The organism is Cupriavidus sp. FW216-B1, from assembly GCF_058789195.1.
Genome location: NZ_JBYTEL010000002.1, coordinates 553,743 through 574,917, shown reverse-complemented (window position 1 = coordinate 574,917; position 21,175 = coordinate 553,743). Strand labels below are relative to the sequence as shown.

At 68.4% G+C, this 21,175-nt stretch carries 17 protein-coding genes and 2 tRNA genes; 6 read left to right on the top strand and 13 right to left on the bottom strand.

Features of this window, described 5'->3' with window-relative positions:
- Positions 1-20: 20 nt before the first annotated feature.
- The 3 genes from AC3WXD_RS09655 to AC3WXD_RS09645 are packed head-to-tail and all read right to left on the bottom strand — an operon-like array spanning position 21 to position 4,102.
- Positions 21-1,148 carry an ABC transporter permease gene (locus AC3WXD_RS09655; protein ID WP_020202904.1) on the bottom strand — a complete coding sequence of 376 codons (1,128 nt, stop codon included), beginning with the start codon at positions 1,146-1,148 and terminating at the stop codon, positions 21-23.
- The gene (locus tag AC3WXD_RS09650) at positions 1,145-2,194 is read right to left on the bottom strand and encodes a microcin C ABC transporter permease YejB (protein ID WP_059413333.1); all 1,050 of its coding nucleotides are present in this window, start codon (positions 2,192-2,194) and stop codon (positions 1,145-1,147) included. Before AC3WXD_RS09650 ends, AC3WXD_RS09655 begins: the two co-directional genes overlap by 4 nt.
- A gap of 27 nt (positions 2,195-2,221) precedes the next feature.
- Positions 2,222-4,102: an extracellular solute-binding protein gene (locus tag AC3WXD_RS09645; RefSeq protein WP_029043587.1), complete on the bottom strand. Its 1,881-nt coding sequence runs from the start codon at positions 4,100-4,102 to the stop codon at positions 2,222-2,224.
- A 239-nt stretch (positions 4,103-4,341) separates the two neighbouring features.
- On the opposite strand from AC3WXD_RS09645, the gene fabI reads away from it, so the two are divergent.
- Positions 4,342-5,130 carry an enoyl-ACP reductase FabI gene (gene fabI, locus AC3WXD_RS09640; protein ID WP_020423770.1) on the top strand — a complete coding sequence of 263 codons (789 nt, stop codon included), beginning with the start codon at positions 4,342-4,344 and terminating at the stop codon, positions 5,128-5,130.
- Positions 5,131-5,217: 87 nt separating this feature from the next.
- Here fabI and AC3WXD_RS09635 read toward each other — a convergent pair whose 3' ends face one another.
- The 3 genes from AC3WXD_RS09635 to AC3WXD_RS09625 form a co-directional block, all read right to left on the bottom strand.
- Positions 5,218-6,120 carry an alpha/beta hydrolase gene (locus tag AC3WXD_RS09635; protein ID WP_492323582.1) on the bottom strand — a complete coding sequence of 301 codons (903 nt, stop codon included), beginning with the start codon at positions 6,118-6,120 and terminating at the stop codon, positions 5,218-5,220.
- Between the two features lie 215 nt (positions 6,121-6,335).
- Positions 6,336-6,412: transfer RNA gene (locus tag AC3WXD_RS09630), tRNA-Arg, on the bottom strand.
- A gap of 100 nt (positions 6,413-6,512) precedes the next feature.
- Entirely contained in the window at positions 6,513-7,730 is a 1,218-nt protein-coding gene (locus AC3WXD_RS09625; RefSeq protein WP_492323581.1) for a GGDEF domain-containing protein, read from the bottom strand.
- A 407-nt stretch (positions 7,731-8,137) separates the two neighbouring features.
- On the opposite strand from AC3WXD_RS09625, the gene AC3WXD_RS09620 reads away from it, so the two are divergent.
- The 4 genes from AC3WXD_RS09620 to AC3WXD_RS09605 all read left to right on the top strand — a co-directional run bounded on the left by AC3WXD_RS09620 (position 8,138) and on the right by AC3WXD_RS09605 (position 11,119).
- A tRNA-Pro gene (locus AC3WXD_RS09620) sits at positions 8,138-8,214 on the top strand.
- Positions 8,215-8,986: 772 nt separating this feature from the next.
- A complete protein-coding gene (infA, locus tag AC3WXD_RS09615) occupies positions 8,987-9,208 on the top strand; it encodes a translation initiation factor IF-1 (RefSeq protein ID WP_017230249.1) in 222 nt (73 codons plus the stop codon).
- Positions 9,209-9,607: 399 nt separating this feature from the next.
- Positions 9,608-10,084 (top strand): SixA phosphatase family protein, encoded by a 477-nt coding sequence (locus tag AC3WXD_RS09610; protein WP_020202898.1) that lies wholly within the window; start codon positions 9,608-9,610, stop codon positions 10,082-10,084.
- Positions 10,085-10,264: 180 nt separating this feature from the next.
- Positions 10,265-11,119, top strand: a complete 855-nt coding sequence (locus AC3WXD_RS09605; RefSeq protein ID WP_081651386.1) for a GNAT family N-acetyltransferase — start codon at positions 10,265-10,267, stop codon at positions 11,117-11,119.
- A 103-nt stretch (positions 11,120-11,222) separates the two neighbouring features.
- On the opposite strand, the gene ppx is transcribed toward AC3WXD_RS09605, so the two are convergent.
- The gene (gene ppx / locus AC3WXD_RS09600; protein WP_029043585.1) at positions 11,223-12,755 is read right to left on the bottom strand and encodes an exopolyphosphatase; all 1,533 of its coding nucleotides are present in this window, start codon (positions 12,753-12,755) and stop codon (positions 11,223-11,225) included.
- 145 nt (positions 12,756-12,900) lie between these two features.
- Here ppx and ppk1 point away from each other — a divergent pair, with 145 nt between their 5' ends.
- Positions 12,901-15,024, top strand: a complete 2,124-nt coding sequence (gene ppk1 / locus AC3WXD_RS09595; RefSeq protein WP_081651385.1) for a polyphosphate kinase 1 — start codon at positions 12,901-12,903, stop codon at positions 15,022-15,024.
- Between the two features lie 108 nt (positions 15,025-15,132).
- Here ppk1 and phoR read toward each other — a convergent pair whose 3' ends face one another.
- The 6 genes from phoR to pstC form a co-directional block, all read right to left on the bottom strand.
- Entirely contained in the window at positions 15,133-16,491 is a 1,359-nt protein-coding gene (phoR, locus tag AC3WXD_RS09590) for a phosphate regulon sensor histidine kinase PhoR (RefSeq protein ID WP_020202894.1), read from the bottom strand.
- A 238-nt stretch (positions 16,492-16,729) separates the two neighbouring features.
- Positions 16,730-17,437: a phosphate regulon transcriptional regulator PhoB gene (gene phoB / locus AC3WXD_RS09585; protein ID WP_020202893.1), complete on the bottom strand. Its 708-nt coding sequence runs from the start codon at positions 17,435-17,437 to the stop codon at positions 16,730-16,732.
- 26 nt (positions 17,438-17,463) lie between these two features.
- Positions 17,464-18,168 carry a phosphate signaling complex protein PhoU gene (gene phoU, locus AC3WXD_RS09580; RefSeq protein ID WP_020202892.1) on the bottom strand — a complete coding sequence of 235 codons (705 nt, stop codon included), beginning with the start codon at positions 18,166-18,168 and terminating at the stop codon, positions 17,464-17,466.
- Between the two features lie 91 nt (positions 18,169-18,259).
- Positions 18,260-19,048 carry a phosphate ABC transporter ATP-binding protein PstB gene (gene pstB, locus AC3WXD_RS09575; RefSeq protein ID WP_020202891.1) on the bottom strand — a complete coding sequence of 263 codons (789 nt, stop codon included), beginning with the start codon at positions 19,046-19,048 and terminating at the stop codon, positions 18,260-18,262.
- 73 nt (positions 19,049-19,121) lie between these two features.
- Positions 19,122-20,021 (bottom strand): phosphate ABC transporter permease PstA, encoded by a 900-nt coding sequence (gene pstA, locus AC3WXD_RS09570; RefSeq protein WP_029043584.1) that lies wholly within the window; start codon positions 20,019-20,021, stop codon positions 19,122-19,124.
- On the bottom strand, positions 20,018-20,983 hold the full coding sequence (gene pstC / locus AC3WXD_RS09565) for a phosphate ABC transporter permease PstC (RefSeq protein WP_029043583.1): 966 nt from the start codon (positions 20,981-20,983) through the stop codon (positions 20,018-20,020). Before pstC ends, pstA begins: the two co-directional genes overlap by 4 nt.
- Between the last annotated feature and the right edge of the window lie 192 nt (positions 20,984-21,175).

Below are 21,175 nucleotides of genomic sequence, written 5' to 3'. Positions count from 1 at the left end.
GCCGGCCTGCGGCAGCGCGCTCATGGCGTCACCTCGGCGGCGGGCGAGCCTTCGGGTGCCTTCGGCTCCGCGCGGCCGCGCAGCTGCGCCAGGCCCAGGCGGGTGTCGAAGGCGTCGCGCAGCGCGTCGCCCATGAAGGTCAGCAGCAGCAGGGTCAGCACCAGCACGGCGAAGGTCGACAGGGAGATCCACCAGGCATCGAGATTGGCCTTGCCCTGCGCCAGCAGCTCGCCCAGGCTGGGCGTGGTGGGCGGCACGCCCAGGCCGAGGAAGTCGAGGCTGGTCAGCGCCAGGATGGCCGCGCTCATGCGGAACGGCAGGAAGGTGATGACCGGCGTCAGGCTGTTGGGCAGGATGTGGCGCCACATGATCTGCACGTTCGACAGGCCGAGCGCGCGCGCCGCCTTGACGTAGTCGAGCGAGCGGTTGCGGTAGAACTCGGCGCGCACGTAGTCCGACAGGCCCATCCAGCCGAACAGCGACAGCAGGATGATCAGCAGCGCCAGGCTGGGCGTGAAGATGGAGGCGAAGATGATGAGCAGGTAGAGCTCCGGCATCGAACTCCAGATCTCGATGGCGCGCTGGGAGATCAGGTCGAAGCGCCCGCCGAAGAAGCCCATCAGCGCGCCGGTCAGCGTGCCGATCAACACGCCGATCAGCGTCAGCGCCAGGCTGAACAGCACCGAGACGCGGAAGCCGTAGAGCAGCCGCGCCAGCACGTCGCGCCCGCGGTCGTCGGTGCCCAGCAGGTTCTCCGCCGAAGGCGGCGCCGGGTTGGGCTCCTTCGAGAAGTAGTTGAGCGTGTCGTACGAATACCGGTTGGGCGGGAACACGGCGAAGTTGCCGTTGCTGGTGATGCGGTCGCGGATGAACGGGTCGAGATAGTCGGTGCGCGTGGGGAAGTCGCCGTCGAAGGTGGTCTCGGGATAGACCTTGACGATCGGGAAATACCACTCGCCCTTGTACTTCACCACCAGCGGCCGGTCGCTCGACAGCGCTTCCGCGAACAGGCTGAGCACGAAGATGCCGATGAACAGGATCAGGCTCCAGTAGCCCAGCCGGTTGCAGCGAAAGCGCTGCCACGCGCGCTGGCGCGGCGATGGCGAATGCGGCAGGCCGCTGGATGGCGCGCGCGTGCGGAATTTCATCGGTGCACCGCCTCGAAGTGGATGCGCGGGTCGACCATCACGTAGCAGACATCGGAGATCAGCCGCGTCACCAGGCCGATCAGGGTGAACAGGTAGAGCGTGCCCAGCACGACCGGATAGTCGCGCCGCAGCACCGCCTCGTAGGACAGCAGGCCCAGGCCGTCGAGCGAGAACAGCGTCTCGATCAGCAGCGAGCCCGTGAAGAAGGCGCCGATAAAGGCCGCCGGGAAGCCGGTCACCAGCGGGATCAGCGCGTTGCGGAAGATGTGCTTCCACAGCACGCGGCGCTCGGCCAGGCCCTTGGCGCGCGCGGTCAGCACGTACTGCTTGCGGATTTCCTCGAGGAAGGCGTTCTTGGTCAGCATGGTGATGACCGCGAAGCTGCCCACCACCGAGGCGGTAATCGGCAGCACGAGGTGCCACAGGTAGTCCATCACCTTGCCCATCATCGAAAGCTGGTCCCAGTCGTCGGAGGTCAGCCCGCGCAGCGGGAACCACTGCACGAAGGTGCCGCCGCCGAACAGCACCAGCAGCAGCACGCCCAGCACGAAGCCCGGAATGGCATAACCGACCAGCACCACCATGCTGGTCACGACGTCGAAGCGGCTACCCGCGCGGATCGCCTTGGAGATGCCGAGCGGCACCGATATGAGATAGGTCAGGAAGAAGGTCCACAGGCCCAGGCTGATCGACACCGGCATCTTGGACTTCACCAGCTCCCACACGCTGCGGTGCTGGAAGTAGCTCTGCCCCAGGTCGAAGCGCGCGAAGCGCTTGAGCATGATGAAATAGCGCTCCAGCGGCGGCTTGTCGAAGCCGTACAGCGCCTGGATCTCCTTGATCTTGTCCGGGTCCACGCCGCGGCGGCCGCGGTATTCCGCGCCGCCGCCGCTGGCCTCGCCGCCGGCGCCCCGCCCCTTCATCTCCATCATCATCTGCTCGACGGGGCCGCCGGGCACGAACTGGATCACCACGAACGTCAGGGTGATGACGCCGATCAGGGTCGGGATCATCAGCAGCACGCGCTTGAACAGGTAAGCGAGCATCTCGGTTCCTTCAGTTGCCGTCCGCGCTCAGCGGGCGGGCGGCCTGGCGTCGGCGCGCCACCAGTTGCTCAGGATCCATCCCTCGGCCGTGTAGTAGTACGGCAGGCGCTGCGGATAGACCAGTTCCTTGCGGTACGCCACGCGGTGCGACGCGCTGTACCAGTTCGGCACGATGTAGTAGCCGTGCATCAGCACGCGGTCCAGCGCGCGCCCGGCGCTGACCAGGTCCTCGCGTGTGTGGGCGTGCAGCACATTGTCCACCAGGCGGTCGACCGCCGGCGACTTGAGGCCGAACAGGTTGTCGGAGCCCGGCGTGCCGGCGGCCTCGCTGTTGAAGCGGTCGCGCAGCTCGTTGCCCGGGCTCTGCGAGTCCGGGAAGCGGATCGACACCATATCGAAATCGAAATCCTCGAGGCGCTTCTGGTACAGCGCGAAATCCGTGGTGCGCTGGTTCACCTCGATGCCCAGCTTTTCCAGGTTGCGCACGTAGGTGGTGATGACGCGGCTCATGGCGCCGCCGTCGTCCAGGAACTCGAACACGAAGGGCTCGCCCTTGGCGTTGCGCAGCGCGCCGTCCTCGTAGGTCCAGCCCGCCTGCGCCAGCAGCCGGCGCGCGGCGCGCAGGTTGTCGCGCAGCGAACGCGGCGCATCGGTGTTGGGCTGCGTGACGATGGGGCCGAACACTTCGGGCGCCAGTTGCGCGCGCAGCGGCTCGAGCAGCGCCAGCTCGCCGGGGCCGGGGCGCCCGTCGAAGGTGGCGCTGGCGGCCAGCTCGCTGTTGGAGAACCAGCTGTCGAGCCGCCGGTAGGCGCCGTAGAACAACTGGCGGTTGAGCCATTCGAAGTCCAGCGCCAGGATCAGGGCCTGCCGCACGCGCACGTCCTGGAACATCGGCTTGCGCATGTTCATCACGAAACCCTGCATGCCGGCGCCGTTGCGGTGCGGGAAATCGGTCTTGAGCAGCTCGCCGCTGGAGAAACGCTTGCCCTCGTAGCTCTTGGCCCAGCTCTTGGCCTTGTATTCCACGATGGCGTCGAACTCGCCGGCCTTGAAGGCCTCGAGCTTGGCGGTCTCGTCCTTGTAGAGGCGGTAGACCACGCGGTCGAAGTTGAAGGTGCCGCGCCGCACGGCCTGGTCGTTGCCCCAGTAGCCCGGGTCGCGCTTGAAGGTGATGCCGCGCCCGGCGTCATAGCGCTCGATCAGGTACGGGCCGCTGGCCACCGGCGCCTCGAAGGTCAGTTTCTCGAACGGCGTGGTGGCGGTCCATTTCTTCGAGAACACCGGCAGCGAGCCGACGATCAGCGGCAGCTCGATGTTGCGCTGGCGGAAATCGAAGCGCACCGTGCGCGGGTCCACCACGGTGACCGACTTCACGTCCATGCACATGCTGCGGTAGCCCGGGCTGGAAGCCTTGCTCATCAGCATGTCGTAGGAATACTTGACGTCGCTGGCCCGCACCGGATCGCCGTTGCTGAAACGCGCCTGCGGGCGCAGGCGGAAAGTCACCGAGAGCTCGTCCGGCGCCACCGCGACATCCTCGGCCAGCAGGCCGTAGGCGCTGGCGGTCTCGTCGGCGCTGGCGATCAGCAGCGACTCGAACATCAGCGTGTTCACGCCCGGGGCCGAGGTGCCCTTGAGCGTAAACGGGTTGAACTTGTCGAAACTGGTGCGGCGGTCGGGATTGGCCAGCGTCAGCGTGCCGCCGCGCGGGGCGTCGGGATTGACGTAGTCGAAATGGGTGAAACCGGCGGGGTACTTGAGTTCGCCATACTGCGCAAAACCGTGGGCCGCGCCGGCGGACAGGGGGAAACCCGCGGCAGCCAGGGCAAGAAGTCCACAACCCAGCACCGCAAACGTGCGCATGCGCTGCCATGCCGCCTGAAGCGGTCTACGTGCGCGAATATACATCCGGTTGGAAACCTCCGCCTGAATCGGACAAGCCGCGGCCGTCGGCGGCGCGGTCAAGTTATGAGACAATTTTACATTGGATCGGATGACACCCAGCCATCCGGACATTCCAGTACGCGGCGCAGCAGACACGCCGGCCTTCGGGCTGCCGCAGCGCGGCCTTCGCGCGGGGCGCGCCGCAACCCCGGACGGCATTGCACGAATCGTGCCCGTCCGCCCCGAACATCATTGGAGAACCTATGGGATTTCTGGCAGGTAAGCGAATCCTGATCACCGGCTTGCTGTCCAACCGCTCGATTGCCTACGGCATCGCATCGGCCTGCAAACGCGAAGGCGCGGAACTCGCCTTCACCTACGTCGGCGAACGTTTCAAGGACCGCATCAACGACTTCGCCAAGGAATTCGACAGCAGCATCGTGCTCGAATGCGACGTCGCCAGCGACGAGCAGATCGCCGCCACCTTCGCCGAACTGGGCAAGCACTGGGACAAGCTCGACGGCCTGGTCCACTCGATCGGCTTCGCGCCGCGCGAGGCGATCGCCGGCGACTTCCTCGAAGGCCTCTCGCGCGAAGCGTTCCGCGTGGCCCACGACATTTCCGCCTACAGCTTCCCCGCGCTGGCCAAGGCCGCGCTGCCGATGCTGTCGGACACGGCCTCGCTGCTGACGCTGACCTACCTCGGCGCGGAACGCACGGTGCCCAACTACAACACGATGGGCCTGGCCAAGGCTTCGCTGGAAGCCAGCGTGCGCTACCTGGCCGCGTCGGTCGGCCCGCGCGGCATCCGCGCCAACGGCATCTCGGCCGGCCCGATCAAGACGCTGGCGGCTTCCGGCATCAAGGGCTTCGGCAAGCTGCTGGGCCACTTCGAGGAAGCCGCGCCGCTGCGCCGCAACGTGACCATCGAGGAAGTCGGCAACGTGGCCGCCTTCCTGCTGTCCGACCTCGCCAGCGGCGTGACCGGCGAGATCACCTACGTGGACGCCGGCTTCAACACGGTCGGCGCGAGCCTGCCCGCGGAAGCGTAAGCGGCGCGGCGGCAATGCCGCCGCCACCGCAAGAAAGGGCGCGCGGCTCCGGCCGGCGCCCTTTTTGCGTTCGTGCTGCCAGCGGCCTTAGTCGCCGGCCGCAGCGCCCATGCCGCCCGCCTCGCCAAGATTGCCCGAACGCAGGTAGGCCACGACCGGCGCCCAGAACGCCTCCTGCCACTGCGGCTCGATGGCGGCGTCGTGCGGCAGCGCCGCCAGCGCGACCAGGCGCCGGGGCCCGGCGGCGGCGCGCGCCAGGCGCTCGGCATGGGAAAACGGAATCACGTCGTCGGCGCGGCTGTGGACCACCAGCACGGGCAGCCGCGAACGGCGCAGGCGCTCCTCGTTGTCCCACGGCTCGGGCAGCAGGCGCGCCATCCAGGCCGGCACGCGCCCCGTGACCACCGCCGCCGCGCGCGCCGAGGTAAAGCCGGCCGCGATCACCATGCCGGCCGGCGCCGGCCGCAGCGCCTGCGCCACGTCGAGCAGCGCGCCCGAGCCGAGCGAGAATCCCATCACATAGCGCCGCGCCGCACGCGGCGTGGCCGCCAGGAACTGGTCGTACGCCGCCATGCCGTCCTCGCGCAGGCGGCGCACGCCGGGCTTGCCGCCGCTCGCCCCGTAGCCGCTGTAGTCGAACACGCACGAGGTGATGCCGTTGCGATACAGCAGCGCCTGCGCATGGGCCCAGTCGGAGAGGTTTTCCTCGTCGCCGTGATAGATCAGCAGCGCCGGCGCGTCGGCGCGCGGCGCCTGCACGCACGACGCGCGCAGCAGGCGCGCGCCGCTGGCGAACGCGAACTGGCGGGACGGCGCGCCGAGCCGGTCGGGCGTGAGCGCGCCGGCGGCGCTGGCCGGCTTGGGCTCGAACGCGCCGCTCTCCACCGCCAGGAACAGCGCGTGGCGCGCCGCCGCCGCGGCCAGCAGCACGCAGGCACCGCCGGCCAGCCAGTAATGCACCTTGCTGGTGCCGCCGCGGGAATTCAGCATGGGCTTGCCTGGGAAGGTCATCGTGGCATCTTAGTCCACGCCGGCGCGCGGCGCCGGCCAGGACCCGGACGGATGCCGGATGCGCGCGCGATGCCTTCCCGCCGAGGAAACGGCTGGCGCTCGACCATGTTCACCGCATGCGTCATTGATGCCGTGAAGCCGGACGTGGCGGAGCACCTGGAAGTGGAAGACCTAGGGAGAGCGGAGAGAGGCAGTGGCCCGCCCTACACGACTCGAACGTGTGACCGCTCGCTTAGAAGGCGAGTGCTCTATCCAACTGAGCTAAGGGCGGATGGCGCGGCCGCGGCAAGCAAGCGCCGGGCCGGCGTGGAGGCCAGCATTCTACCTCAGCGCACGCCCGGCGTGAGCACCGCCATGCGCCCCGGCGCGCGTCAGGAAGCCTGGGAGACGCGGATGCGGGCCGCCGAGCCCAGGCCGGCGGCACGCTCGGTGGGCTGGGTGGAAACGCAGTTGCGCCCCATCGTCTTGGCGTCGTAGAGCGCATTGTCGGCGCGGCGCATGAGGCCGTCCGCGCCTTCGCCCGGCAGCCGCTCCGCCATGCCGATGCTGACCGTGTACGAGATCGCATCCGGCTCCGACGGGCACGGCGTGGCGCGCACCAGCGTGCTCAGGCGCAGGCTCAGCGCGCGCCCCTGCTCGAGCGCGGTGCCGGGCATGGCGATGCCGAATTCCTCGCCGCCCAGGCGCCCGGCGAAATCGCCGCTGCGCACGGTCTTGCGCAGCAGGCCGCCGAAGTGGCGCAGCACGCTGTCGCCGGCGAGATGCCCGTAGAGATCGTTGATGGCCTTGAAGTGATCGAGGTCGATGAAGGCGACCGTGAGCGGCTGGTACAGCCGCTCCGCTTCCTGGCAGGCTTCCTCCAGCGTCGCCCAGTAGGGGCCGCGCGACAGCACGTCGGTCAGGTCGTCATAGCTGGCGCGGCGCTCGAGCCGGCGGCGCAGGCGGTCGTGCGCCATCAGCGCGAAGCTGACCGACAGGCTGACGATGCCGAAGGCGTGCAGGATGGTGAAGGTTTCCTGCGGCACCTGCCTGGGCAGCGCCAGCAGCCCGGCCGGCACCAGCGTCAGCTCGGCGGCCTGGTAGAAACCCATGCCCGCGCATGCCAGCGCGATCAGGCCGAGCGACAGCGCGGCCAGGCGGCCGGTGCCGCGGCGCGCGGGCACCTGCGGCGCCACCACGCGCAGCAAGGCCAGCGGCAGATAGAGATTGGCCAGCGCGGACAGCAGCGCGGGGCCGGCCGGCGGCGCGCCGGACAGCTCGAAATAGACCGTGCCGCCCAGCACCACGAGATTCAGCATGCACAGCGAGGCCGCGGCCCCGCTGCGGTCGTAGAAGCGGCGCGTGCCGTACACCATCAGCGAGAGCGCCGCCGTCATCAGCACGTCGGCCAGGCCGAGCACCGGCCAGCCCGGCAGGTAGCCCTGCGCGGCCAGCAGCGCGGCGGCGGCCGTCACCAGCAACTCACCGGCCACCCACGCGCTCAGCCCGGCGCGGCCCATGCCCGGCGTGCGCCGCAATACGGCGAAGACGACCGCCATCTGCAGCCCGAATACGGCTGCGACCAGCACACTGACCTGCGACTGAAACATGATTTCCCCGTCCAACTTGGCAGGCGGCGCTACGTCGCGCCGCCATGCGCCTCCCGGGACCCGCAGCCCGGAAGGTTTGCGCCATTCTTTTTGCACATCGGCCGCCTTCCTTGCGCCCCGGCGGTCTGGGGCAGGCCCCGCTATCGTGGCGGGGCGCTCTTGTGGTCGTTGCTGCGGCCCTGTTTTCATGGCCGCGGGCCGCCGGCGGCCCGCCCGCCCTGCGCCTGACCGGGCGCGGGAGCGTGGCTGCCGGGGTGTGCGGATTATGTCAGCGCTCGCGCTCAAGTCAAGCGGACCCGATCCCTTCCGATGGCGGCGGCAGCCGCGCCGGCGGTGCCGGGCAGCCTGCCCGGCAAGCCAAACAAAGTTTGACCCCCGCCCCCGCGCCGGGCTACAATTCGCCGCTTCGGGGCGTAGCGCAGCCTGGTAGCGCATCTGATTTGGGATCAGAGGGTCGCATGTTCGAATCATGTCGCCCCGACCAGTATTTGGCAATGAGATCAAAGGCTTAGACCATCGGGTCTAAGCCTTTTTTTCGTGCGTTTTTTCGTGCGCCGCGCGCCGCGAGCAGGCACTGGAAGATGAGGCACGCGCCACTTTCGTGCAGCCGCCGCGGCCTTCGCCGCACCGCAACAATGCACCGCCGCGGCAACCGCGCGGGATGCCTTGCCCCGCACAAGGATCGCCGCCGGCTCCGGACACGGCCAGGCGCCGCCCGCGTCACTCCGCGGCCTGCCTTCCGTCCTCCTGCATGCTTTCCGCCCCGCCCGCATCGGCCACGCAAGTGCAGGCGCACCGGGCATGCTGGCGCGCCTGCCGGGCCCGCTCATGGTACAATCGCGCGTTAGCCCGGGGTGAATGCAGCATGCCCTGTAACCGGGCGCCCCTGCCGGATGCCGCTTTGCAGCACGCTTTGCGGCGCAGTGCCGGCGAGCCACCGGAAGCATCCTGCCCTCGCATCGCTCCGCGCCCACCACGGTAGCACGGCCGCCTTGGCACGCGGCCGCAACCGGCAAGGCAATCGGCCGGGCTCTGACGCGCCCCCTGGCGATTCCCTAACGTGGACCTCATTGCACGCGCAGTTGCCGTGCCGGTCCGGGTCAGCTTGCCTCTTCGCAACCTTCGGCGCACCCAAGCAAGCCGGCGCTTGTCACTGCCGGCACCCGGACCTTGCGGAAACGCCGGCGGCAAGCCGGCACCCGCCTCACCGGATTTACCGACATTCATGCAGCCCCGGCTGCAGTAAAGGAAAGAGATTGGCTAAGGAAGAACTGATTGAATTTGGCGGTGTTGTCTCGGAAGCCCTGCCCGACAACCGTTACCGCGTCACGCTGGAAAACGGCGTGGAGATCTGGGCCTATGCGTCGGGCAAGATGCAGAAGCACCGCATCCGCATCCTGGCCGGCGACCGCGTGACGCTGGAAATGTCGCCCTACGACCTGACCAAGGGCCGCATCAACTTCCGCCACAAGGCCTGATGCTCTGCGGCGCCCGCCGCCACGGCGGACGCCGCGCCTGACCGCTTCCCGAGGGCGCCGCCCGGCGCGGCCCTGCCCCGGAGCGGTGTCGTGCCGCCGCGGTCCGGATGTGCGTTCCCGCACAGACCGGCTTCGGCGGCAGCATCATATCCGCGCATCCGACATCCGCGCGTCCCCCTCCCCCGCATTCCCGCACGACTGCTCCGCCCGCCGCGCTGCCGCGCCTCCGCGCATGTCCCGCCGGTCACATGGCCGTCATGCCGGCATGCAACGCTCGGGCGCATCCAGCGGGTGTTTGCCCGCCTTGCGCGCCGCGGCGCGCGTCGCCATACTCCTCGTGCCGTCCGCTCCGTTGCCGACCTCGCCCCGCCACCCCATCCCGCGATTTTCCCCGCTGCCATGAACCTGATCCTGTGGCGCCACGCCGAAGCCGAGGAACTGCCCGCCGCGCTCGGCCTGACCCGCAATGCCGACCTGCAGCGCCCGCTGACGCGGCGCGGCCACAAGCAGGCCGATGCGTCCGCCGCATGGCTGCGCGCGCATCTGCCGCCCGGCGCGCGCGTGGTGTGCAGCCCCGCGCTGCGCACGCGCGAAACCGCCGCGGCGCTGCGCGAGAACGCCGAAGTACTGCCCGACCTCGCGCCCGGCGCGGACGTCAGCGCGGTGCTGGCCGCCATCGACTGGCCGCAGGGCGCCGAGCACACCGTGGTGGTCGGCCACCAGCCCTGGCTCGGGCGCCTCGCCAGCCTGCTGCTGGCGGGCTCCGAGATCAACTGGAGCGTGCGCAAGAGCGGCATCTGGTGGCTGTCCGGCCGCACCCGCGAAAGCGAATCGCAGGTCGTGCTGCGCGCCGTGATCAACCCCGAATTCCTCTAGCGCCAACGCCGCGCGCCGGGGCCCCCGGCGGCGCCGCCAGTGCCATCCAGGCAACACTGCCGTTGCAGAGGTGGCGCGCGCCGTTGTACAGTCACCGAACCGTCATGACCGCTTCACGGCACTGTCACCTGCCGTATCTACATTCGGTTGCAACAGTTTCGTCACCTAAAGGACATACTGATGCGAGATCTCCCGACGCCCACCCAGCCGTTGTTTGATTCCCTGCCCAATGGCCAAGCCGGCCATTCGGCGCGGAGGCGTCTTCATCGCCCGCCACCTGCGCAAGCACATGCCCAAGCGCATGAACAGCCTGCTTTCAGCGTGGCGTGGGCGCGCCACCAGGATGAAGTAGTCGAGGCCCAGCGCCTGCGCTACAAGGTCTTCGCCGAGGAAATGGGCGCGCGGCTGAACCCGTCCGCGCACGAACTCGACGTGGACATGTTCGATGCCTATTGCGACCACCTGATCGTGCGCGACCTCGCCACGCTCAAGGTCGTCGGCACCTACCGCGTGATGGCGCCGCACCAGGCCAAGCGCATCGGCTGCCTGTACGCCGAGTCGGAATTCGACCTCGTGCGCCTGGCCCACCTGAAGCCCAAGATGGTCGAACTGGGCCGCTCGTGCGTGCACCGCGACTACCGCTCGGGCAGCGTCATCATGGCGCTGTGGGGCGGACTGGGCGAGTACCTGCAGCGCTGGGGCATCGAGTCGATGCTGGGCTGCGCCAGCGTGCCGATGAGCGACGGCGGCCACTATGCGGCCAGCCTGTACCGCGTGTTCGCCGAACGCGCGCTGGCACCGATCGAATACCACGCCTTCCCGCGCCTGCCGCTGCCGATCGACGAGCTGAACCAGACGCTCGACGTGGAGCCGCCCGCGCTCATCAAGGGCTACCTGCGCCTCGGCGCCCGCATCTGCGGCATGCCGGCCTGGGACCCCGACTTCAACGTGGCGGACTTCCTCACGCTGCTGCGCGTCAACGACATGAACCCGCGCTACGCGCGCCACTTCCTCGGCCTGAGCCGCGGCGTCTGAGCACCGCGCGCGGCGCAGCGCGGACGGCCGCCGTTCGCGCGGGCCGGGCCAGCGGTGGCCGCGGGCGGGGCGCTCCTGCCCTCCCGCCTTCGCCATACGCCGTTCAGGCGTACACCACCTTGTAGCGCTTGCCGATGCGCTCCCACTCGTCGGCCTCCTGCGCCAGGCTGTATTCGACCAGCGGATTGGCTTCGATCCAGGCCTTGGGCAGGCGCACCTCGAAACCGTCGTCGAGCGCGTCCGAGCGCTGGCCCACGGTGATGTCCGGCAGCGGCTCGTCGGCGCGGCGCCGGCACAGCACGAAGGCCAGCCGCAGGCTGAACAGCATGCGCCAGTCCACGAACTTGCCGCTGCCCGACAGCTTGCCCAGCTTGCCGGCATGGCCGAGCAGCAGCGTGGCCAGCCGCGCCTGGTCGGTCTTCGAGAAGCCCGGCATGTCGGCATGGGTGGCGATGTAGGCCGAGTGCTTGTGATAGCCGCTGTGCGAGATGCTCATGCCGATCTCGTGCAGGCCGGCGGCCCAGCCCAATAGCGCGAGGTTGTCGTCGCGCCGCTCGTGGCGCGGCTCCGGGAACTGCGCCAGCAGCCCCAGCGCGGCCTGCTGCACGCGCAGCGCCTGCGCGCGGTCGACGCCGTAGCGCCGCATGAACTGGTCCACCGTGATGGTGCGCATGTCCTCGTGGTGCGTGCGCCCCAGCAGGTCGTACAGCACGCCCAGGCGCAGCGCGCCGTCGGTGACGTCCATGCGCTCGATGTCCAGCTCGGCGAACACGCCGAGCATGATCGACAGGCCGCCCGGCAGCACCGGGATGCGGTCCGCCTTGAGCCCCACCAGCTTGACGCGGTTGGCGTTCTCCGCCTTGACCAGCGCGCGCTTCAGGCGCTCCAGGCCCTCGCGCGTGATGCCGTGCTCGGCCGGGTTGTCGTTCATGCCGTTGAGCTCGATCAGCTCGGCCAGCGCGCGCGCGGTGCCCGACGAGCCCACCGCCTGCTGCCAGCCGGCGGCGCGGTACTGGCGCACCAGCACCTGGATCTCGCGGCGCGCGGCCAGCTCGGCCTGCTTCATCGCGTATTCGTCGACGTTGCCGCTCGGGAAGAACTGCCGGCTGTGCGAGACGCAGCCGATGTAGAGGCTCTCCATCAGCTTGGACGAGTAGCCGTTGCCGATGATGAACTCGGTCGAGCCGCCGCCGATGTCCACCACCAGCCGGTTGCCGGTGCAGGCCGGCGCGTCGTGCGAGGCGCCCAGGTAGATCAGCCGCGCTTCCTCGCGCCCGGCGATCACCTCGATCGGGAAGCCGAGCGCGTTCTCCGCCTCGATCAGGAACTCCGAGGCGTTCTTGGCCACGCGCAGGGTGTTGGTGGCCACCGCGCGCACGTGGTCGGCGGAGAAGTCGCGCAGGCGGTCGCCGAAGCGCCGCAGGGCATCGATGCCGCGCCGGCGGGCCGGCTGGTCGAGGTACTTGTCGGGCGTCAGACCCGCCGCCAGGCGCACCGGCTCGCGCAGGGCGTCGACCTGGAAGATCTGGCTCGCCGTGCCGGACGCGGTCTGGCTTTCGTCGACCCGGCCGATCATCAGGCGGAAGCTGTTGGAGCCCATGTCGACGGCGGCCAGCAAGCGTGGGTTTTGGTTCATCGCGGTAGGGAAATCTGGATAGCGGCCGCACGACGCGGCACAGTTAGCAGTGTCACGGGACGCCATGCGCCCGGGAACAGAAAATATGTCTTTATCGTGTCGACATCATGACAAAATCACTTTGTCATCAATCTGACACGATTCTATGAAAAAGTCGCCGCATCACCATAAGAAGGTCATGCCAATGTCGACTAGCCCCCCCGGCGCGCTGCTCAATCGCGAGCTGGGCCTCCTGGAATTCAATTCGCGCGTGATGGCGCAGGCCGCTGACCCCAAGGTACCGCTGCTGGAGCGGCTCAAGTTCATCTGCATCGTTTCAAGCAATCTGGACGAGTTCTTCGAGATCCGCATGGCCGGGCTCAAGGAACAGATGCGCGACAATCCGTCCGGCATCACGCCCGACGGCCTCTCGCTGCAGCAGGCCTACCAGCTCGTCACCGAGCGCATGCAGAAACTCGTGGCCTCGCAGTATGACATGCTGCAGAACGTGATTTTCCCCCTCCTGGAGAAGGAGGGCGTGTTCTTCCACCTGACCTCGACCTGGAACGACGCGCAGCGCGAATGGGCACGCAGCTTCTTCCTGCGCGAGCTGGGCCCGGTGCTCACGCCGATCGCGCTCGATCCGGCCCATCCGTTCCCGCGCGTGCTCAACAAGAGCCTGAACTTCGTGGTCGAGCTCTCGGGCAAGGACGCCTTCGGCCGCGAGGCCGACCTCGCCATCGTGCAGGCCCCGCGCGCGCTGCCGCGCATGGTGCGCATGCCCGAGGAGCTGTCCGGCTTCCCCTACGGCTTCGTGCTGCTGTCGTCGTTCATGCAGGGCTTCGTGCACGAGCTGTTCCCCGCCATCCAGGTCAACGGCTGCTACCAGTTCCGCGTGACCCGCAACTCCGACCTGTTCGTCTCCGAGGACGACATCACCGACCTGCGCGAAGCGCTGCAGGGCGAGCTGCCGGCGCGCCATTTCGGCGACACCGTGCGCCTGGAGATCTCCTCCGACACGCCGCCGGCGATCGCGCGCCGCCTGCTGCTCGAATCGGGGCTCGGCGAGCAGGACGTCTACCGCGTGAGCGGCCCGGTCAACCTGGTGCGGCTCATGCAGATCCCCGACCTGGTGGACCGCCCTGCCCTCAAGTTCCCGCCGCACGTGCCCGCGCCGGTCAAGGTGTTCACGCCGGGCGTGCCGATGTTCGACGCGATCCGCCAGCAGGACGTGCTGCTGCACCATCCCTACGAGAGCTTCAGCTCGGTGCTGGACCTGCTGCAGCAGGCCGCGGTCGATCCCGCCGTGGTGGCCATCAAGCAGACCGTCTACCGCACCGGCAACGAGTCGCCGGTGATGGAGGCGCTGATGACCGCGGCGCGCAACGGCAAGGAAGTCACGGTGGTGGTGGAGCTGCTGGCGCGCTTCGACGAAGAGACCAACATCAACTGGGCCGAGCGGCTCGAATCGGCCGGCGCCCACGTGGTCTACGGCGTGGTGGGCCACAAGTGCCACGCCAAGATGCTGCTGATCGTGCGGCGCGAGCTGACCGGCGCCAAGAGCAAGCAGTTCAAGCTGCGCCGCTACGCCCACCTCGGCACCGGCAACTACCATCCGCGCACCGCCCGGCTGTACACCGACTTCGGCCTGCTGACCGCCAACGAGGAAATCTGCGAGGACGTGCAGCACGTGTTCCAGCTGCTCACCGGCACCGCCGGCACGATCCGCCTGAACCACCTGTGGCAGTCGCCGTTCACGATGCACAGCAACCTGGTGGAGCACATCCGCGCCGAGGCCCGCAACGCCCGCGCCGGCAAGCGCGCGCGCATCATCGCCAAGATGAACGCGCTGCTCGAGCCGTCCATCATCGACGAGCTCTACAAGGCCTCGCGCGCGGGCGTGAAGATCGACCTGATCGTGCGCGGCGTATGCGCGCTGCGGCCCGGCGTGCCGGGCATGTCGGAGAACATCTCGGTGCGCTCCATCGTCGGGCGCTTCCTCGAGCATCACCGCGTCTACTACTTCCTGGCCGACGGCGCCGAAGTGACCTACCTGTCCAGCGCGGACTGGATGGACCGCAACCTGTTCCGCCGCGTGGAAGTGGCGTTCCCGGTGCTGGACAAGGCCCTCAAGGCGCGCGTGATCAAGGAAAGCCTGCGCGTGCACCTGGAAGACAACGCCTCGGCCTGGGTCATGCAGTCCGACGGCACCTACCTGCGCAAGCACACCAAGTCCAGGCAGCCGCACGTCAGCCAGAACGATCTGCTGGCGATGTTCGCCGCGGCCTGACGCCGGCGGCGAAATACCGCACGCAAGTCCCCCGCGGCACGCCCGGCGTGCCGCGGCGGCCGCGCGCCGGAGGCCGGCATGTCCGGTCCCGGCGCGCGGCCTTGCCGTTCAGGCGGCCTTCTGCGGCGGCTGGCGCGAATGATCGGGCTGCGGGTGCGCGGCGGGAACCGGCGCGTGGCCGCTGCGGTCGGGCGGGAACACCACGCGGAACACGCTGCCGCGCCCCACTTCGCTGGTGATGCGCAGGTCGGCATGGTGGCGCGACAGCACGTGCTTGACGATCGCCAGCCCGAGGCCCGTGCCGCCGGTGTCGCGCGAGCGGCTGCGGTCGACGCGGTAGAACCGCTCGGTCAGGCGCGGGATGTGGTCGGCGGCGATGCCCAGGCCGGTATCGCTGACCGCGAAGATGGCGTGCTCGTTCTCGTAGCTCAACCTGATGCCGATGCGCCCGCCGTCCGGCGTGTAGCGCACCGCGTTCGAGACCAGGTTGCCGAACGCGGAGAACAGCTCGGTCTCGGCGCCGCGGATCTGCACCTCGGGGTCGATGTCCGCGCTGAGCTGGTGGCGCCCCTGCGACAGCGCCTCGGCATCGTGCACGAGGTGGGCCGCCATGCTGGCCATGTCGACGCGGTCGTAGCTCGGCGGCAGCGCGTCGCTCTCGAGCTTGGCCAGCACCAGCAAGTCCTCGACCAGATGCTGCATGCGCATCGACTGCACCAGCATCATGTCCAGGTAGCGGTTGCGGTCCTGCTCCGACACCGGCAGGTCGCGCACGGTTTCCAGGAAGCCGGTCAGCACCGTCAGCGGCGTCTTCAGTTCATGCGAGACGTTGGCGACGAAGTCGCGCCGCATGGCCTCGGTGTTCTCCAGCTTGGTGATGTCGTTGGTCAGCACCAGCTTGCGGTTCTCGCCGTAGGGCAGGATCTGCACGGCGATCACGCTGCGCTTGTGCTCGCCGAGGTCGCGCATCAGCAGCGGATCGTCGAAGCGCTGCAGCGTCAGGTACTGCACGAACTCGGGGCGGCGGATCAGGTGGGTGATGCGCTGGCGCACATCGCGCCGCGCGTTGAGGCCGAAATGCTGCTCGGCCACGTCGTTGCACCACTCGATCTGGTCGGCGTCGTCGAGCATCAGCACGCCGTTGGGCGAAGCCTGGATGGCCTGGATGAAGCGCGTGTGCTGCTGCTCCACCTGCAGCACCTGCATGCGCCAGCGCTTGACCAGGCGGTGCAGGCGGTAATACACCTCGCCCCACAGCCCGAGCGCGCTCGGGATCTCGCCGTAGGCCGGCGCGTCCAGCACCCGCCACAGGCGGTTGATCTGGTACAGGTAGTACAGCAGCTGGCCGAGCAGCGCGGCGCACAGGAACGACAGCGCCGACACCGGGCCGGACAGGAAATACAGCCCGGCGGATGCCAGGCCGAGGACGATCAGGATGGCCGCCGAGCGGGCCCAGATGACGTTCATGAAGAAGGGGGAAGGTCAGGCAGGCCGCAGGCCCGCGCGCGATGCGGTGGAGTGTGCCACGAAATCGGCAACAGGCGCATGACAGGCGGGTGAAGCGGGGGTGACAGGGCCGGCTGGACGCGCGGCGCGCGCGGATCCGCCGGAGAGCCGGCTGGCGGCGCGCCGGCCGCGGCACCGGCGGCCAGGGCGACTGCGGCGGCCCCGCCGCCACGCCGGCGCCGGCATGGCCGGCCCGGGTTCAGTGGCTCGGGCCGCGCGCCAGGCGATAGCCGCTGCCGCGTACCGTCTCGATCATATTGCTGTAGCCGCCGGGCGTCAGGGCCGCGCGCAGGCGCTTGATGTGCACGTCCACGGTCCGTTCCTCGACGAACACGTGATCGCCCCACACCTGGTCCAGCAGTTGCGAGCGGCTGTGCACGCGCTCGGGATGCGTCATCAGGAAGTGCAGCAGGCGGAACTCGGTGGGGCCGAGGTCGAGCTTGAGCAGGCCCGACTCGTCGTGGCCGGTGACGCGGTGCGTGGCCGGGTCCAGGCGCAGGCCGTTGATGGCGACCACGTCGTCGGTGAGCTGCGGCGCGCGGCGGCGCAACACCGCCTTGATGCGCGCCAGCAGTTCCTTGGGCGAGAACGGCTTGGTGACATAGTCGTCGGCGCCGGCCTCGAGCCCCATCACCTTGTCCTGCTCCTCGCTGCGCGCGGTGAGCATGATGATCGGGATCTGCTTGGTGCGGTCGTTGTTGCGCAGTTCCTTCGCGAAGGTTGCCCCCGACTTGCCCGGAAGCATCCAGTCGAGCAGGACCAGGTCGGGCAGCACGTCGCTCATCAGCGACAGTGCCTGCTCCGCGTTGTAGGCCCGGATCGGATAGTGTCCAGCGTGTTGCAGGTTGACCGCGATCAGTTCCGCGATCGCCGGTTCGTCTTCGACGACAAGAATGCTGCTTGGCATGTATTTTCTCTCCGCTATGGCGCCCGTCAACTCAGCGCTTCGCGCTCCATGTCCTCACGCGAGGCGTGGCGCACGTCGGTGCCCTTGACGATGTAGATGATGAACTCGGCGATATTCTTGGCATGGTCGCCGATGCGCTCGATCGCCTTGGCGATGAAGAGGAAATCCAGCGCGACCGAGATGGTGCGCGGGTCTTCCATCATGTAGGTGATGAGCTTGCGCACGAAGGCCCGGAATTCGTCGTCGATGGCCTTGTCGTCCTTGACGATGCGGGCGGCGGCCACGGTGTCCAGGCGCGCGAAGGCGTCCAGCGCCTGGCGCAGCAGCGCGATGGCCAGGTCGCCCGAGAGCTTCACCTCGGAATAGTTGATCTGGTGCGCGCCGGCGTCTTCCATGATGTGCTTGGTGCGCTTGGCGATCTTCTCGGCCTCGTCGCCCGCGCGCTCGAGGTTGGTGATGGTCTTGGAAATCGCCATCACCAGGCGCAGGTCGCGCGCGGTGGGCTGGCGGCGCGCGATGATGTTGCCGCAGTCGGCGTCGATCTCGAGCTCCAGCGCGTTGAGGCGCTGCTCGCGCTCCACCACCTGGTCGGCGAGCGCGCCGTCGAATTCGGAAAGCGCCCGCATGGCGGTCTCGATCTGCGATTCGACCAGCCCGCCCATCTGCAGCAGCTTCGTGCTGATGGCGTTGAGGTCGGCGTCGAATTGGGTCGACAGATGCTTGTCAGACATGTTGTTCTCCTGGCCTCTGGTCCTGCAAGTGTTCCGCAAATTCCACTGATGCCGTTGTTCGTATGCTGTGCATTATGCGCGCAGCGCTCAATCAGCCGAAGCGGCCGGTGATGTAGTCTTCCGTTTCCTTGCGGTGCGGCTTGATGAAGATCTTCTCGGTCTCGCCGAACTCGATCAGCTCGCCCAGGTACATGTACGCGGTGTAGTCCGAGCAGCGCGCCGCCTGCTGCATGTTGTGCGTGACGATGACCACGGTGTAGTCGTCCTTCAGCTCGGCGATCAGCTCTTCGATGCGGCCGGTCGAGATCGGGTCCAGCGCCGAGCACGGCTCGTCGAGCAGCAGCACCTCGGGGCGGATGGCGATGCCGCGCGCGATGCACAGGCGCTGCTGCTGGCCGCCCGACAGGCCGTAGCCCGACTGGTTGAGCTTGTCCTTGACTTCGTTCCACAGCGCGGCCTTGGACAGCGCCCACTCCACGCGGTCGTCCATCTCCGAGCGCGACAGCTTCTCGAACAGGCGCACGCCGAAGGCGATGTTGTCGTAGATCGACATCGGGAACGGCGTGGGCTTCTGGAACACCATGCCGACCTTGGCGCGCAGCAGGGCGATGTCCTGCTTGGCGGTCAGCAGGTTGTCGCCGTCCATGTTGATCTCGCCCTCGGCACGCTGCTCCGGATAGAGCGCGTACATCTTGTTGAAGGTGCGCAGCAGCGTCGACTTGCCGCAGCCGGACGGGCCGATGAAGGCCGTCACCTTGCGTTCGGGGATCGACATGTTGACGTTCTTCAGCGCATGGAACTGGCCGTAGTAGAAGTTCAGGTTGCGCACGTCGATCTTGGCGCGGGTCGTATCGGGAATGTCGATGACGGTCGAGGTCATGCTCGTCTCTCGCAGGAAATTTTCGGTTTGCCGGTTCGGGCGTCTATGCAACAAGGGCGATATGGGCCGCCGGTCACTTCTTGAACAGCATGCGCGCGACGATGTTGAGCGCCAGCACGCCGATGGTGATCAGGAACACGCCGGCCCACGCCAGTTGCTGCCACTCCACGAACGGGCTCATGGCAAAGCGGAAGATCGTCACCGGCAGGTTGGCCACCGGCTTGTTCAGGTCGCTGGTCCAGAACTGGTTGGACAGGGCCGTGAACAGCAGCGGCGCGGTCTCGCCGGCGATGCGCGCCACCGCCAGCAGCACGCCGGTGACGATGCCCGCGTAGGACGACTTCACCGTGATCGACAGCACCATCTTCCACTTGGGCGTGCCCAGGGCGAAGGCGGCCTCGCGCAGCGCGTTGGGCACCAGGTTCAGCATGTTCTCGGTGGTGCGCACCACGATCGGCACCTGCAACAGCGCCAGCGCGCACACCCCCGCCCAGCCGGAGAAATGGCCCATGCGGGTCACCACCAGCGCGTAGACGAACAGGCCGATCACGATCGACGGCGCCGACAGCAGGATGTCGTTGATGAAGCGGATGAAACTGGCCAGCGGCGACTTCTTGCCGTACTCGGCCAGGTAGATGCCGGCCAGGATGCCCAGCGGCGTGCCGATCAGCGTGGCCACCCCGACCATCACGAAGCTGCCGTAGATGGCGTTGGCCAGGCCGCCGCCGGCGGTGTTCGGCGCCGGCGTCATCTGCGTGAACAGGTCGAGCGACATGCCGCCCACGCCCAGCGTGATGGTGGTCCAGAGGATCCACGCCAGCCAGAACAGGCCGAAGCCCATCGCGCCCAGCGACGCGGCCAGCGCATAGACGTTGGTGCGGCGGCGGCGCGCCTGCAGGCGCGTGCGCACGGCATCCGCGTCCTGGCTCACGGCCGGCATCGACGAAGAAGTGGACATCGAGGCTTGGCTCATTTTGCGCCCTCGCTCTTGGCCAGGCGCAGCAGCAGGATCTTGGACAGCGCGAGGACCACGAAAGTGATGAAGAACAGGATCAGGCCGAGCTCCATCAGCGCGGCCGTGTGCAGGCCGGCGCCGGCTTCGGCGAATTCATTGGCGAGTGCCGAGGTGATGCTGTTGCCCGGCGAGAACAGCGACGGGCTGTCCAGCAGGTTGGTGTTGCCGATCACGAACGTGACCGCCATGGTCTCGCCCAGCGCGCGGCCCAGGCCCAGCATCACGCCGCCGATCACGCCGGCGCGGGTGTAGGGCAGCACGACGCGCCACATCACTTCCCACGTGGTGCAGCCCACGCCGTAGGCCGATTCCTTGAGCAGCACCGGCGTCACTTCGAACACGTCGCGCATCACCGAGGCGATGTACGGAATGATCATGATGGCCAGGATCACGCCCGCGCACAGCAGGCCGATGCCCAGCGGCGCGCCCTGGAACAGCTTGCCGATCAGCGGCAGCTGCCCCACGGTGGCGGCCAGCGGCTTCTGGAAGTATTCGCCGAAGATCGGCGCGAACACCAGCAGGCCCCACATGCCGTAGACGATCGAGGGCACCGCGGCCAGCAGCTCGATGGCGGTGCCGAGCGGGCGGCGCAGCCAGGCCGGCGACAGCTCGGTGAGGAACAGCGCGATGCCGAAGCTGATGGGCACCGCAATGATCAGGGCGATCAGCGACGTGACGAGGGTGCCGTAGATCGGCACCAGCGCGCCGTAGACGTCCGCGGGTGGATCCCACTCGGCGGTCCACAGGAAGCGCAGGCCGAAGGTCTGGATCGACGGCCAGGCGCTGATCGCGAGCGATACGATGATGCCGCCGAGCAGCAGCAGGGTCACGATGGCGGCGCCGCGCGTCAGGCCACCGAACAGGATGTCACCGGTGCGGCTGGGGGGCCGCACTGCGGATAGATCGGATGTAGTCGCCATGATGTGATATTGGGGTTCGTTTAGGTGGCGTACCGCCCGCTGCCAGCGCGGCCGCGGACTGCGGGGCCCGCGCTGCATGCTCGCGCGGACGCGGCGGATGCCTTGGATACTCAGGTATTCGGTACTTCGGTACAGCGGCGCGGCAGCGTCTGCCGCGGTTTTGCCTGTCCGGCGCCAGGCCGGCGCCGGACA

What these genes read in the sequence shown, in the direction of transcription:
- AC3WXD_RS09645 (WP_029043587.1), bottom strand. Translation starts at nt 4,102, where the DNA reads ATGTATATTCGCGCACGTAGACCGCTTCAGGCGGCATGGCAGCGCATG.
- pstA (WP_029043584.1), bottom strand. Translation starts at nt 20,021, where the DNA reads ATGAGCCAAGCCTCGATGTCCACTTCTTCGTCGATGCCGGCCGTGAGC.
- AC3WXD_RS09650 (WP_059413333.1), bottom strand. Translation starts at nt 2,194, where the DNA reads ATGCTCGCTTACCTGTTCAAGCGCGTGCTGCTGATGATCCCGACCCTG.
- ppx (WP_029043585.1), bottom strand. Translation starts at nt 12,755, where the DNA reads ATGAACCAAAACCCACGCTTGCTGGCCGCCGTCGACATGGGCTCCAAC.
- phoR (WP_020202894.1), bottom strand. Translation starts at nt 16,491, where the DNA reads ATGAACGTCATCTGGGCCCGCTCGGCGGCCATCCTGATCGTCCTCGGC.
- pstB (WP_020202891.1), bottom strand. Translation starts at nt 19,048, where the DNA reads ATGACCTCGACCGTCATCGACATTCCCGATACGACCCGCGCCAAGATC.
- phoB (WP_020202893.1), bottom strand. Translation starts at nt 17,437, where the DNA reads ATGCCAAGCAGCATTCTTGTCGTCGAAGACGAACCGGCGATCGCGGAA.
- AC3WXD_RS09605 (WP_081651386.1), top strand. Translation starts at nt 10,265, where the DNA reads ATGCGAGATCTCCCGACGCCCACCCAGCCGTTGTTTGATTCCCTGCCC.
- AC3WXD_RS09655 (WP_020202904.1), bottom strand. Translation starts at nt 1,148, where the DNA reads ATGAAATTCCGCACGCGCGCGCCATCCAGCGGCCTGCCGCATTCGCCA.
- AC3WXD_RS09625 (WP_492323581.1), bottom strand. Translation starts at nt 7,730, where the DNA reads ATGTTTCAGTCGCAGGTCAGTGTGCTGGTCGCAGCCGTATTCGGGCTG.
- pstC (WP_029043583.1), bottom strand. Translation starts at nt 20,983, where the DNA reads ATGGCGACTACATCCGATCTATCCGCAGTGCGGCCCCCCAGCCGCACC.
- fabI (WP_020423770.1), top strand. Translation starts at nt 4,342, where the DNA reads ATGGGATTTCTGGCAGGTAAGCGAATCCTGATCACCGGCTTGCTGTCC.
- ppk1 (WP_081651385.1), top strand. Translation starts at nt 12,901, where the DNA reads ATGAAAAAGTCGCCGCATCACCATAAGAAGGTCATGCCAATGTCGACT.
- AC3WXD_RS09610 (WP_020202898.1), top strand. Translation starts at nt 9,608, where the DNA reads ATGAACCTGATCCTGTGGCGCCACGCCGAAGCCGAGGAACTGCCCGCC.
- AC3WXD_RS09635 (WP_492323582.1), bottom strand. Translation starts at nt 6,120, where the DNA reads ATGCTGAATTCCCGCGGCGGCACCAGCAAGGTGCATTACTGGCTGGCC.
- phoU (WP_020202892.1), bottom strand. Translation starts at nt 18,168, where the DNA reads ATGTCTGACAAGCATCTGTCGACCCAATTCGACGCCGACCTCAACGCC.